Origin of the sequence: Acidiphilium iwatense, assembly GCF_021556475.1 — a bacterium.
Classification (GTDB): Bacteria; Pseudomonadota; Alphaproteobacteria; order Acetobacterales; family Acetobacteraceae; genus Acidiphilium; species Acidiphilium iwatense.
Genome location: NZ_JAKGBZ010000074.1, coordinates 1 through 10607 on the forward strand (window position 1 = coordinate 1; position 10607 = coordinate 10607).

12 protein-coding genes and 2 pseudogenes are annotated in these 10607 nt (G+C 64.9%); 10 read left to right on the plus strand and 4 right to left on the minus strand.

The window, feature by feature from the left end; all coding sequences use genetic code 11:
• Positions 1-131 precede the first annotated feature (131 nt).
• Genes nrdR through thiL form a run of 7 tightly spaced genes read left to right on the plus strand, consistent with a single transcriptional unit; the run spans position 132 to position 5323 of the window.
• On the plus strand, positions 132-587 hold the full coding sequence (gene nrdR / locus L2A60_RS18945) for a transcriptional regulator NrdR (RefSeq protein WP_235706031.1): 456 nt from the start codon (positions 132-134) through the stop codon (positions 585-587).
• Position 588: 1 nt separating this feature from the next.
• Complete coding sequence (gene ribD, locus L2A60_RS18950; protein WP_235706032.1) at positions 589-1683, plus strand: bifunctional diaminohydroxyphosphoribosylaminopyrimidine deaminase/5-amino-6-(5-phosphoribosylamino)uracil reductase RibD; 1095 nt, start codon at positions 589-591, stop codon at positions 1681-1683.
• Positions 1683-2297: a riboflavin synthase gene (locus L2A60_RS18955; RefSeq protein ID WP_235706033.1), complete on the plus strand. Its 615-nt coding sequence runs from the start codon at positions 1683-1685 to the stop codon at positions 2295-2297. Before ribD ends, L2A60_RS18955 begins: the two co-directional genes overlap by 1 nt.
• Positions 2297-3424, plus strand: a complete 1128-nt coding sequence (ribB, locus tag L2A60_RS18960; RefSeq protein WP_235706034.1) for a 3,4-dihydroxy-2-butanone-4-phosphate synthase — start codon at positions 2297-2299, stop codon at positions 3422-3424. The genes L2A60_RS18955 and ribB overlap by 1 nt, the downstream gene beginning before the upstream one ends.
• Positions 3421-3903, plus strand: coding sequence for a 6,7-dimethyl-8-ribityllumazine synthase (gene ribH / locus L2A60_RS18965; RefSeq protein ID WP_235706035.1), 483 nt, complete (start codon positions 3421-3423; stop codon positions 3901-3903). Before ribB ends, ribH begins: the two co-directional genes overlap by 4 nt.
• The gene (gene nusB, locus L2A60_RS18970) at positions 3858-4385 is read left to right on the plus strand and encodes a transcription antitermination factor NusB (protein ID WP_235706036.1); all 528 of its coding nucleotides are present in this window, start codon (positions 3858-3860) and stop codon (positions 4383-4385) included. Before ribH ends, nusB begins: the two co-directional genes overlap by 46 nt.
• Complete coding sequence (thiL, locus tag L2A60_RS18975) at positions 4382-5323, plus strand: thiamine-phosphate kinase (protein WP_235706037.1); 942 nt, start codon at positions 4382-4384, stop codon at positions 5321-5323. Before nusB ends, thiL begins: the two co-directional genes overlap by 4 nt.
• Before the next feature lie 6 nt (positions 5324-5329).
• Here the strand turns inward: thiL and L2A60_RS18980 are convergent, their stop codons facing one another.
• From L2A60_RS18980 to L2A60_RS18990, 3 genes are read right to left on the minus strand one after another with little or no spacing between them, the layout of a single operon-like run.
• Positions 5330-6205 (minus strand): SDR family oxidoreductase, encoded by an 876-nt coding sequence (locus L2A60_RS18980; RefSeq protein WP_235706038.1) that lies wholly within the window; start codon positions 6203-6205, stop codon positions 5330-5332.
• On the minus strand, positions 6202-7176 hold the full coding sequence (locus L2A60_RS18985; protein ID WP_235706039.1) for an NADPH:quinone oxidoreductase family protein: 975 nt from the start codon (positions 7174-7176) through the stop codon (positions 6202-6204). The genes L2A60_RS18980 and L2A60_RS18985 overlap by 4 nt, the downstream gene beginning before the upstream one ends.
• Entirely contained in the window at positions 7176-8459 is a 1284-nt protein-coding gene (locus tag L2A60_RS18990; RefSeq protein WP_235706040.1) for an acyl-CoA dehydrogenase family protein, read from the minus strand. Before L2A60_RS18990 ends, L2A60_RS18985 begins: the two co-directional genes overlap by 1 nt.
• A gap of 149 nt (positions 8460-8608) precedes the next feature.
• Between L2A60_RS18990 and L2A60_RS18995 the strand changes: the two genes are divergently transcribed.
• Positions 8609-9670, plus strand: a complete 1062-nt coding sequence (locus tag L2A60_RS18995) for a phosphotransferase (protein ID WP_235706041.1) — start codon at positions 8609-8611, stop codon at positions 9668-9670.
• 70 nt (positions 9671-9740) lie between these two features.
• On the opposite strand, the gene L2A60_RS19000 is transcribed toward L2A60_RS18995, so the two are convergent.
• The gene (locus L2A60_RS19000; protein ID WP_235706042.1) at positions 9741-10202 is read right to left on the minus strand and encodes an alpha/beta fold hydrolase; all 462 of its coding nucleotides are present in this window, start codon (positions 10200-10202) and stop codon (positions 9741-9743) included.
• Between the two features lie 124 nt (positions 10203-10326).
• On the opposite strand from L2A60_RS19000, the pseudogene L2A60_RS19005 reads away from it, so the two are divergent.
• Positions 10327-10500: pseudogene (locus L2A60_RS19005) on the plus strand (IS3 family transposase); the annotation flags it as partial.
• Positions 10416-10607, plus strand: a pseudogene (locus L2A60_RS19010) (hypothetical protein); the annotation flags it as partial. The pseudogenes L2A60_RS19005 and L2A60_RS19010, both read left to right, overlap by 85 nt.

A 10607-nucleotide genomic window follows, 5' to 3' on the forward strand; every position in this document is an offset into this window, starting at 1 on the left:
GGCTGATCGTCGAGGTGCTGGACGGGCTTGCCGGGTCCAACGACGGTGCCAACGCCGCCGCCGAGGCCGCGGTCGGCGCCAAGGTGCTCGAACTCTGCAAGAAATTCCCAATCTACCGGTAAGACGCAAAAATGCGCTGCCCGTTCTGCGGCGAGGCCGATACCCAGGTCAAGGATAGCCGGCCGACCGAGGATGGCAGCGCGATCCGCCGCCGCCGCTTCTGTCCGCAATGCAGCCAGCGCTTCACCACGATCGAACGGGTGCAGTTGCGCGAATTGATCGTGGTGAAATCGGACCAGCGGCGGGTGGCGTTCGACCGCGACAAGCTGGCGCGTTCGGTGCGCATCGCGCTGCGCAAGCGGCCGGTGGATGACGAGCGGATCGAGCGCATCGTCAACGGCATCGTGCGCAAGCTGGAAGCTTCGGGCGAGGCGGAGATCGCCTCCAAGGACATCGGCGAGCTGGTAATGGATACGCTGAAAGAGGTGGACGCCGTGGCCTATGTGCGCTTCGCCTCGGTGTATCGCGATTTTCGCGAGACCAAGGATTTCAAGGCGTTTCTCGGCGAGATGGAGCCGCCGAAGTGACATGACCGACGAGGATCACATGCGCGCGGCCTTGTCGCTGGCACGGCGCGGCCTGGGCGAGACGGCGCCGAATCCGAGCGTGGGCTGCGTGATCGTGCGCGCGGGGCGGGTGGTCGGGCGCGGGCGCACCGCGACGGGCGGACGGCCGCACGCCGAGACCGAGGCGCTGGCGATGGCGGGCGAGGCGGCGCGTGGTGCCGCGGCTTATGTTTCGCTTGAACCCTGCGCGCATCACGGCCAGACGCCGCCTTGCGCATCGGCGCTGATCGAGGCGGGGATTGCCCGCGTGGTGATCGCGTCCGGCGACCCGGACGAGCGGGTGAACGGGCAGGGCATCGCGATGCTGCACGGCGCCGGGATCGAGGTGACCGAGGGCGTCTGCGCCGCCGAGGCCGAGACGGTGAACGAAGGGTTCTTTTCGGTCGTGCGACGCGGCAGGCCGATGGTCACGCTCAAGCTCGCGACCACGCTGGACGGGCGGATCGCCACGCGCACCGGCGAAAGCCAGTGGATCACCGGCGAGGCATCGCGCCGTGCCGCCCATGCGCTGCGCGGATCGCACGACGCGGTGATGGTCGGGGTCGGCACGGCACTCGCCGACGACCCGGAACTGACCTGCCGGATCGCCGGGTTTCGCGCAGCGCCGATGGTGCGGGTGATTGTCGATTCGCATTTGCGCACGCCCCTGGATGGGCGGCTGGCGCGCGATGTGGGGGATGATGCGGTGTGGATTCTGCATCGGGACGGTGTGGACGCTGCACGACGTGACGCGTTCGGGGCGCTGGGGGTACGGCTGTTCGAAATCGCCGCTTCCGATGCGGGCGTGGATTTGGATGCCGGACTGCGTGCGCTTGGAGCGGCCGGAATCACAAGGCTGCTGGTCGAAGGCGGCGGTACTCTTGCGGCGGCGCTGTTGCGTGCCGATCTGGTCGATCATATCGAATGGTTTACCGCGCCCTTGGTGGTCGGCGGCGACGGCGTCGCCTCGGTTGCCGGGTTCGGGCTGGAGCGATTGGATGACGCCAGGCGTTTCACCCTGGCGGGCAGAAGCGCGTGCGGCGGCGATGTTCGTGCGTCTTATCGGAGACAAATTTGATGTTTACCGGCATTGTCACCGGGATTGGCCGGTTGCGGGAAAAGACGCCGCCGAACAGCGGGCGGGATGCGCGCTTCGTGATCGGCGTGCCGGAGCGCAACGCGGCGTGGGCGGAGATCGGCTCGGTGGCGCTGGGGGCTTCGATCAATTGCTCCGGCTGCTGCCTCACCGTGGTCGAAACGGGTGCCGATTGGTTCGCCGTGGATGTGTCGGGCGAGACTTTGTCGAAAACCACGCTCGGCGACTGGGAATATGGTGCGGCGATCAATCTGGAGCGCGCGCTGCGCATGGGCGACGAACTGGGCGGGCACGTGGTATCCGGCCATGTCGATGGTGTTGGCGACGTCGTCGCCAACGTGCCTGAGCATGGCTCGACCCGCTGGCGGTTTCGCGCACCCGCGCCGCTCGCGCGGTTCATCGCACCCAAGGGCAGCATCGCGATCAACGGCGTGTCGCTGACGGTGAACGAGGTGGAGGGTGCCGAGTTCGGCGTGAATATCATTCCGCATACCGAACTCGTAACCAATTTCGGGATGCTCAGGCCGGACGACCGGGTCAATCTGGAAATCGACATGCTGGCGCGCTATGTCGCGCGCCTTGCGGAGGCATCGTGATGGATCAGTTCAAGACGGCATCGCTGCAGACCTATTTGTCTTCGGCGTCGGAAATCATCGACGAGGCGCGCGCCGGGCGCATGTTCATCCTGGTCGACGACGAGGATCGCGAGAACGAGGGCGATCTCGTGATTCCGGCGCAGTTCGCGACCCCGGATGCGGTGAATTTCATGGCCAAGCACGCGCGTGGATTGATCTGCCTTGCGCTGACCAAATCGCGCTGCGAGACGCTCGGGCTTAAGCTGATGGCGCGATCCAACAGGTCGCGGCACGAAACCGCGTTCACCGTTTCGATCGAGGCGCGCGAGGGGGTGACGACCGGGATTTCGGCGGCGGACCGGGCGCGGACCATCTCGGTCGCGATCAATCCCGAGAGCGGTGCCGCCGATATTGTCAGCCCCGGCCATATTTTCCCGCTGGTGGCGCGCGACGGCGGCACGCTGGTGCGCACCGGCCACACGGAAGCAGCGGTCGATATCGCGCGGCTGGCCGGGCTGACTCCGGCAGGAGTGATCTGCGAGATCATGAACGAGGACGGCACCATGGCGCGGCTGCCGGACCTGGTCGCTTTCGCGCAATACCACAACCTGAAGCTCGGGACGATCGCCGATCTGATCGCCTATCGGCGGCGGACCGAGAAGCTGATCCGCCGCACCGAGGAAGGCACGCTTTCCGATGGCGACGGCCACCAATGGCGCATGATCAGTTTCGAGAACACGATCGATCATGTCGAGCATCTGGCGCTGATCAAGGGCGATGTCGCGGCCGACGAGCCGGTGCTGGTGCGGATGCACGCGATCAGCACGATCGACGATATTCTGGGCGGCGAGCATATTCGCGATCTTCGCCGTGCAATGGCGCAGATTGCCGAAGCAGGGCGCGGCGCCGTCGTGCTGATCCGCGAGACGCGACCCGATGCGGTCTCGTCGCGGTTGCGCCAGATTATCGGCGGGGCGCGCACCGGGACGGTGTTGCGCGATTACGGCATCGGCGCGCAGATTCTGACCGAGCTTGGCGTGCGCGACATGATCCTGCTGTCCAATCACAAACGCGCCGTTATCGGACTTGAGGGCTACGGGCTCAACATCGTCGACCAGTTGCCGATCGAGGCGGGTGCCGCGCCATGAGCACGGCCGACGCCACCCTGCCCGAAGCACCGGAGATTCCGGGGGCTGCGCCGCGAATTCTGCTGATCCGCGCGCCGTATTATCGCGGGATCGTCGATGGCATGACGCACGCGGCGGAGGCGATGCTGCGCAAGGTCGGGGCAAGCGTTCAGGCGATCGACGTCGCCGGTGCCTACGAACTTCCGCAGGCGCTGCGCATCGCGCTGCGCGGGCGGGAGCATTTCGACGGGTTTGTAGCACTTGGTTGCGTGGTGCGCGGCGAGACCGATCACTATGATTATATCTGCGATACCGCGATGCACGGGCTGATGCAGGTGGCGCTGCAATACGGGATTTGCCTGGGCACCGCGCTGTTGACGGTGGATACGATCATGCAGGCCGAGGCGCGCTCGGCCGAAACCGGTCCTAACAAGGGCGCCGAGGCGGCGGCGGCGTGCCTGAAGCAGATCGCGCTGGCGCGACGGCTGGGGGCGACGTGAAGGCGCAACGCCCCCGCACCCTTGCGCGCGTCGCCGCGGTTCAGGCGCTGTATCAGAGCGAGCAGAACGGCGAGAGCGCCGAGACGGTGATCGACCAGTTCATCCGCCATCGTATCGGTGCGATGGCAGGAAAGCTGGGATTTGAGGATGGCCGGGTGCCGGATGCCTATGCGCCGCTATTCGCGCGGATCGTTCGGACCGCGACCGAACAGCAGGATGCGATCGACCCGATGATCGCGAGCGTGCTGCCGGAGACGTGGCCGATGATGCGGCTCGACCCGGTGTTGCGGGCGCTGCTGCGCGCGGCCGGGGCGGAATTGTGGATGAGCGACGGGCCGCCCGCGCGGGTGGTGATCAACGAATATCTCGACGTGGCGCACGGGTTCCTGCAGGAGGATGCGGTGCAACTCGGCAATGCGGTGCTCGACCGGATTGCACGAAGTCTGCGGCCCGGCGAGTTCGCCGATCCGGTCGCGGTGTGAGCGGAACGGAATTCGAACGGATTGCCCGGTATTTTGCGCCGCTGGCGGATGAGGCGGCGCTAGGACTGTCCGATGACGCCGCGTTATGGACACCGCCGTACGGAAAGACGCTGGTTCTCACCGTCGATCAGATGGTCGAGGGCGTGCATTTCCTGCCGGACGACCCGCCCGGATGCGTGGCGCGCAAGCTGCTCCGGCGCAACCTGTCGGATCTCGCGGCGATGGGGGGCGAGCCTGACGGATATTTGCTGACCACGGCGTTGCGCGTGGACACGCCGGAGGCGTGGCTTGCCGAATTCGCCGAGGGGTTGGCGCGGGATCAGAAGCGATATCGCATCGAACTGTTCGGCGGCGACAGCACATCGACACCTGGGCCGTTGATGGCTTCGGTGACGATGATCGGGTGCGTGGCACCGGGCGCGGCGTGGCGCCGGTCGGGCGCGCGCGCGGGAGATGCGGTGTTCGTGACCGGCACGATCGGCGATGCGGCGCTCGGGCTTGAGGCGGCGCGCGGCAAACTTGACGATTCTTCGGGGCATTTTCGCGAGCGGCGGCTTTTGCCCGAGCCGAGAATCGGCTTGCCACTTGCCGGTCTGGTTCATGCGGCGATCGATGTTTCCGACGGGCTGGTGCAGGATCTCGGCCATATCTGCCGCAATTCCGGCGTGGGCGCGGTGATCGAGGCTGGTCTGGTTCCGGCCTCCGCGGCGGCGCGCGCGGCGGGTGAGTCCTGGCTGGAAGCCCGGCTGACCGGCGGTGACGATTACGAGCTGATTCTGGCCACGCCGCCGGATGCCGAAGCGGCATTGCGCAAGGCGTGCGGGTTGGTGCCGGTCACCAAGATCGGCCATTTTTCAGGTGATTCCGACGAGGTTGTCGTGCTCGACCGGGCCGGCCGGCGGATGGCGTTCACGCGAACCGGATGGCGGCATTTCTAACGGAGTTCAGGTTGGCGCGGTGAAGGCGACATCCTGCTTGAACGAGAACGGATCGCTCGGGTTGCGTTGCGCCAGGATGTCCTGCAGCCGCAATTCGACAGCGCCGAGAATGCGCGGGTGGGTGAGGCAGTAGAACCGATTTTCCTCGATCGCGGCGAAGGTTTTTGCCGCGACATCGGCGGCGGACATCCGGCCCGAGGTGACCGCTTTGCGCGTCTGTTCCTCGGCGCGGCGCTGGCTTTCGGTGGGTGGTGCGGCGTTGCTGAGGTCGGCGGGACGGTTGCGCCCGGCATCCTTGATTCCGGTATCGACGAAGGCGGGACAGAGAACCGTGACACCGAGTTTCGATCCGCTGATGCGCAGATCCTGAAACAGGGTTTCCGATAGCGTCACCACGCCGTGTTTCGAGACGTTGTAGGGGCCCATGGTTTGCGCCGAAAGCAGGCCGGCGACCGAGGCGGTGTTGACGATGTGGCCTGCGTCGTTGCCCGCGATCATGCGCGGTACGAAACAGCGAATCCCGTGGATGACGCCCCAGAGATTGACGCTGAGCACCCATTGCCAGTCCTTGACCGAATGTTCCCAGATCAGGCCGCCGATGCCGACACCGGCGTTGTTGAACAGCAGATGGACGGCGCCGAATTCGGCGAAGACGGTGTCGGCGAAGTGCTCCATCGCGGCGGCATCGCTGACATCGAGGCGCCGGTGCAACACGCGCGCGTCGGCGGATTCGAGTTTGCCAGCAATCGCATCGAGCGCGTTTGCTTCGATATCGGCAAGAGCCAGTTTCATGCCGCGCGCTGCGGCGATGCGGGCGAATTCGCGACCGAAACCGCTGCCGGCGCCGGTGATGACGGCGACGCGGTTTTTGAAATCCTTCATGGTGTCACCACGATTTTTCCGGTCACCTTGCGCGCCGCCATGTCTTCGAGGGCGCGCGACGCCTCCGCGAGCGAATAGGTTTTCGAGATGAGCGGCTTGATTTTTCCCGCCGCCAGCATGGCGAACAGATCACCCATCATCGCTGCCTGGTTTTTCGGCTCGCGGCGGGCGAATTCGCCCCAGAACACGCCGACCAGCGAGGCGCCCTTGAGAAGCGGAAGATTGAGCGGCAGGGATGGGATGTCGCCGTCGGCGAAGCCGATCACCAGATAGCGCCCGCGCCACGCGATCGAGCGGAAGGCGGGTTCGGCGAAGCGGCCGCCGACCGGATCGAAGATGATGTCTGGCCCTTTGCTGTCCGTATGGGTTTTGATCGCGGCGCGCAGATCTTCGGTGACGTAGTTGATCGTGGCGTCCGCACCGCGTTCGCGGCAGATGGCGAGTTTCGCATCGGTCGAGGCAGCGGCGATGACTTTCGCGCCTTTCGCCTTGGCGATTTCAACCGCGGCGAGCCCGACGCCGCCGGCGGCACCCAGAACCAGAACGGTTTCGCCCGGTTGCAGGGCGGCGCGATCGACCACGGCGTGATGCGATGTGCCGAAGGCGAGGATGAAGCCGGCGGCGATGTCGAACGTCACGCCATCAGGGATTTTCACGCAGAGATGGGCGTTGAGCGCGATTTTTTCGGCGAAGCCGCCGGTCGAGCAGAGAGCCAGCACCCTGTCACCGGGCTTCAGTGCCGTAACGCCATCGCCCACCGCTTCGATCTCGCCGGCGATTTCGGCGCCCGGCGTGAAGGGCAGGTTCGGCTGGACCTGATATTTTTTCTGGATGATGAGAACGTCAGGGAAGTTGACGCCGGCGGCGCGGATGCGGATGACGACTTCGCCCGGCTTGGGCGTGGGATCGGGCAGCTCGCGGAGTGCGAGTTTTTCCGGCCCGGCCCATTCCTCGCAGACGATGGCGCGCATCAGAGTGGCAATCCGGGTGCGGTGAGGTCATCGGCGATCATAACGCCCGGATAGCCGCCGGTGCGCGCCGGATCGGTGTTGCGGTGGCGGCGCTGTTCGAGCCGGGCAAGCTGGTCGCGATGCACTTCGTCCGGTCCGTCGGCGAGGCGCAGCGTGCGCTGATGCGCATAAGAGGTGGACAGCCAGGCATCGGCGACGCCGCCGCCGCCGAAAGCCTGGATCGTCCAATCGACGATCTTGCAGGCGATGTTAGGGGCGACGACCTTGATCATGGCGATTTCGGCGCGGGCTTCCTTGTTGCCGACCGTGTCCATCATGTGCGCGGCCTTCAGCGTCAGCAGTCTTGCCTGGTCGATCATGATGCGCGATTCGGCGATTCGCTCGCGCCACACGCTCTGTTCGGCAATCGGCTTGCCGAAGGCGGTGCGCGATTCGAGGCGGCGGATCATGCGCTCCAGCGCGCGTTCGGCGACGCCGATCGAGCGCATACAGTGATGGATGCGTCCCGGCCCGAGGCGGCCCTGGGCGATTTCGAAGCCGCGGCCTTCGCCGAGCAGGATGTTAGCGGCTGGCACCCGGACATTGTCGAAAATCAGCTCGGCGTGGCCGTGCGGGGCGTCATCATCGCCGAACACCGGCAAAGCGCGCTTCATGGTGACGCCGGGATGCGGGAACGGCACCAGGATCATCGATTGCTGCTTGTGCCGATCGGGATTGGCGGGGTCGGATTTGCCCATCACGATCAGGATGCGGCAGCGCGGATCGGGCGCGCCGGAAATCCACCATTTATGGCCGTTGATGACGTAATCCTCGCCGTCGCGCCTGATCTCGGTTTCGATGTTGGTGGCGTCCGACGAGGCGACGCGGGGCTCGGTCATCGCGAAGGCGGAGCGGATTTCACCTGCCAGCAGCGGTTTCAGCCAGCGCTCCTTGTGTTCCGGCGCTGCGTAGCGGGTGAGAACCTCCATATTGCCGGTATCGGGGGCGGAGCAGTTGAACGCTTCCGGCCCGAACGGGCTGCGGCCCATGATTTCGGCGAGCGGGGCGTATTCGACATTGGTGAGCCCGGCGCCGTGTTCGGATTCCGGCAGGAACAGGTTCCACAACCCGGCGTCGCGGGCCTTTTGTTTGATTGTGCCGAGCAGTTCGAGCGGCTGCCAGCGGTCCGCCTGGGTGTGGGCAGTGTGGAACAGCGCCTGCTCGTTCGGGTAGATGTGCTCGGCCATGAAATCCGCGACGCGCGCGCGCAGGGCCTCGGTTTTCGCGGAATATCGGAACTCCATGGCGTTTTCCTTCAATTGACCGGATGATTTTCGCGCAGTGTGCGGCTTCCGTTCTGGTTACGCAAGTCCCGGAACGGGCAGGCGATTGCCGTGCTTGACAGTAGGGGGGCGATCCCGAATGGTTCGCTTTAATTGGGAGGACGCAGCCGATGAGCGACGCGACGGCGCCGAAACTGATCGAGGTTCTACCGCAGCATCGCGTCGATGAAACTGTGCTGTTCGACTATCTGGCGGATCACGTCGAGGGGTTTGTCTTTCCGGCGCGGCTGCGCCAGTTCCAGGGTGGGCAGTCGAACCCGACCTTCCTGATCGAGACGGATGCACGGCGCTACGTGCTGCGCAAGAAGCCGCCCGGCAAGCTGCTGCCGTCCGCGCATCAGATCGACCGGGAATACCGGATTCAGAGTGCGCTGGCGGGGACCGATGTTCCGGTGGCGCCGATGCTGCATTTCTGCGCCGATCCCGCGATCATCGGCACCGAATTCTACATGATGGCGCATGTCGAGGGGCTAGTGTTTCATGACGTGATGATGCCGGGAGTGACGCCCGCGGATCGGGGGGCGATCCAGCGCGATCTGATCGAGACCATCGCGGGGCTGCACCGGGTCGATTATGCGGCGGTCGGGCTGGGGGATTATGGACGGCCGGATCATTACGTGGCACGGCAGATCGAGCGCTGGACGAAGCAGTACGAGGCGTCGAGGACCGAGGACTTGCCAGCGATGACGAACCTCATCGCCTGGCTGCGCGGCAACATCCCGGAACGCGACGAAAGCGCCATCGTGCATGGCGATTTCCGGCTCGGCAATATGGTGATCGACCCGAGCGCGCCGCGGATTCTCGCCGTGCTCGACTGGGAGTTATCGACGCTGGGGCACCCGCTGGCGGATCTGGCCTATTGCTGCATGTCCTATCATCTGCCGCCGGGTTCCGGCCCGGCGATGGCGGGGTATCAGGGGATCGATGTCGCGGAACTTGGGTTAATGACCGAGCAAAAGGCGCTCGATTTGTATTGCGCGCGGACCGGGCGGAGCGGCATCGAGAACTGGCGGTTCTTCATGGGGTTTTCGCTGTTTCGCTCGGCGGCGATCGTCGAAGGCGTCTATGCGCGGGCGCTGGCCGGCAATGCGGCGGACCAGCGCGCGCACCGGATGCACGCGGTTTGCATTCAGGTGGCGAAGACCGGGTGGGATCTGGTGCGCGGGGATTGATCGGCCTGCCTCACCACAAGGGTCACTCGTCTTCTTGTTGATGATCTCGCTCCAGCCGAGCGTCTGGGTTTCAGCGTCCACGAGAGGAAGAGCGCGATCCGTGTCGATCAGTTGCATCCCCGTCAACGCCAATGAAAAACCGCAAGGCCGCTGAGGTGATGGCCTCCGGCGCGTCCTCCTGCATCAGGTGTCCGCAGTCGGGGATCTCGATCAACTCACATCCCGGAATGAGCCGCGCCAACTCACGACCCTTTTCGACGGGAATCCATTGGTCGTTAATACCCCACAAGACCAGGCAAGGACATCGAAGCTCACCATACGAATCCTGGACTTCATCGGTATATCGCTGGTCCATTTGTGCGATCTGGCGGTAGAAGGCTGCCTGCCCGATGGTTCCTACCCACGGTTCGATATAGGGTTCCAAGGAGTCGTCGCTCAGCGGCTTGTGAGATGCGCCGCGCACGTATGCTTTGAGAATTGCACGGTGAATGTAATCGGGTGCGCCCGCAAAGGCTTCTTCGAACAGCCGCACGTGCCGAACAAAGGGCGAGCCCCATGGCCTAAGAGTCTTCTCTGATTGGGGTTGTTGGTGTCAATCTGTTTGAACCGTCCCGGAAATTCCGGAGGCTCCAACTCTTGAGTAGGATGGAGCCACGATGAACAAGACGACGACCAAATTCAGCCCTGAGGTTCGTGCCCGCGCGGTGGGGATGGTTTTGGATCATGAGAGCGAGCACACCTCGCGGTGGGCGGCGGCGACGTCGATTGCCGGCAAGATCGGCTGTTCGACCCACAGCCTGATGGAGTGGGTAAAGTCTGGGCGGCGTTCCAGGACGAACAGGCCAGTCTGATGGCGCTGCGCGGTCCGTTCGACGGGTTTGTCGAGAAGGTGATCCGCGCGAGCACGACCTGTCTGATCATGGCGGATCACAACCGC

Bases quoted from the DNA above. Each gene is read 5' to 3' on its own strand.
- nrdR (WP_235706031.1), top strand. From the start codon at position 132: ATGCGCTGCCCGTTCTGCGGCGAGGCCGATACCCAGGTCAAGGATAGC.
- ribD (WP_235706032.1), top strand. From the start codon at position 589: ATGACCGACGAGGATCACATGCGCGCGGCCTTGTCGCTGGCACGGCGC.
- L2A60_RS18955 (WP_235706033.1), top strand. From the start codon at position 1,683: ATGTTTACCGGCATTGTCACCGGGATTGGCCGGTTGCGGGAAAAGACG.
- ribB (WP_235706034.1), top strand. From the start codon at position 2,297: ATGGATCAGTTCAAGACGGCATCGCTGCAGACCTATTTGTCTTCGGCG.
- ribH (WP_235706035.1), top strand. From the start codon at position 3,421: ATGAGCACGGCCGACGCCACCCTGCCCGAAGCACCGGAGATTCCGGGG.
- L2A60_RS18980 (WP_235706038.1), bottom strand. From the start codon at position 6,205: ATGAAGGATTTCAAAAACCGCGTCGCCGTCATCACCGGCGCCGGCAGC.
- L2A60_RS18985 (WP_235706039.1), bottom strand. From the start codon at position 7,176: ATGCGCGCCATCGTCTGCGAGGAATGGGCCGGGCCGGAAAAACTCGCA.
- L2A60_RS18990 (WP_235706040.1), bottom strand. From the start codon at position 8,459: ATGGAGTTCCGATATTCCGCGAAAACCGAGGCCCTGCGCGCGCGCGTC.
- L2A60_RS18995 (WP_235706041.1), top strand. From the start codon at position 8,609: ATGAGCGACGCGACGGCGCCGAAACTGATCGAGGTTCTACCGCAGCAT.